We start from the raw sequence: 1,016 nt of genomic DNA on the forward strand, positions 1-1,016 counted from the left end.
CGGCGTCGATCTCGTACCCCTCCACCCCCCTCGGTGACGCCCGCCGGGTGGAGACCGAGCCGGACTTGAACGACGGAGGCTGGATGGCCGTCTCCTCCGCGACGTCTCCCCCGGCGCCGGGGAACCCGATCGCGGTGATCCTGTCGCCGGGTCGCGGGTCGTCATCGGCGATCGGCAGCGCGGGCGGTCGAGGGTCGGCAGCAGGCCCGTCGATCCGCAACAGCGCCAGATCGCCCCGCTCAGTCGGCATCACGTCGGCGATCCGGACCGTCACCCAATCGGTGATGGTGGCGCCGTCGACGTCGGGCTGGCCCGCCATCACCCGGATGTCGACCTCGGCGTCCAGAGCGGCCTCGTCGGCGACGTCGTGATCGTCGAGGTAGGACTCGATCACGGCGCCACGACCCTCGTCCCGACCGACGCAGTGCCCGGCGGTGATGATCTCGCCGTTCTCGCCCGCCATCCACCCGGTGCACGTCCGGACCGCCGTCACCTCGGTGGACCGGACGTCGTCGCCCTCCCCGCTTCCCGGGTCCAGGACGTAGCCGGACACCGTGGTCATGAGGAACACCACGGAGTCGTCCAGTCGCTGCGGGTTCATCGTGGACGGCTCGGCGTCAGGCGAGTTGGATTCGATGACCCCGGGGACGTTCTGCTGAGCCGCGGGGTTCTCGCCACCGCCCTGGACGCACGCCGTCGAGATGGCGAGAACCACCGCGACGAGTGGCAGTGCCGACGTCGGTCGTGGGCCCATGGCGGCTTCCTTAGCCAGATGAACAGATCTTCATATTGAGATGTCTCGGACTTTACTCCGCCCGCGGAAATCTCACCAGTACCACTCGCTACTCACAGGCGACACCGTCGTCGTCCCTGTCCAGTTTCGGCGCGTACCCCGGCTCTCCGCGCATGATCGGGGCCGCGCCCGCCGCGCGCGCGGCGTCGCAGTTGGCGAAGTAGGTCGCCTGCGGGGCCGGTGCCGGAGGGGGTGAGTAGACCGGCGCGGGCGGCGGCGGGGC

2 protein-coding genes are annotated in these 1,016 nt (G+C 70.3%); both read right to left on the reverse strand.

Features of this window, described 5'->3' with window-relative positions; translation table 11 throughout:
• Nucleotides 1–754: trypsin-like serine peptidase (locus G6028_RS17105; RefSeq protein ID WP_182659580.1), on the reverse strand; the 754-nt coding region annotated here is incomplete at its 3' end.
• An 88-nt stretch (nucleotides 755–842) separates the two neighbouring features.
• Nucleotides 843–1,016 (reverse strand): excalibur calcium-binding domain-containing protein (locus tag G6028_RS17975; protein ID WP_182659581.1); only part of this gene is annotated, 174 nt, incomplete at its 5' end.

This window comes from Dietzia cercidiphylli (assembly GCF_014145145.1).
GTDB lineage: Bacteria > Actinomycetota > Actinomycetes > Mycobacteriales > Mycobacteriaceae > Dietzia > Dietzia natronolimnaea.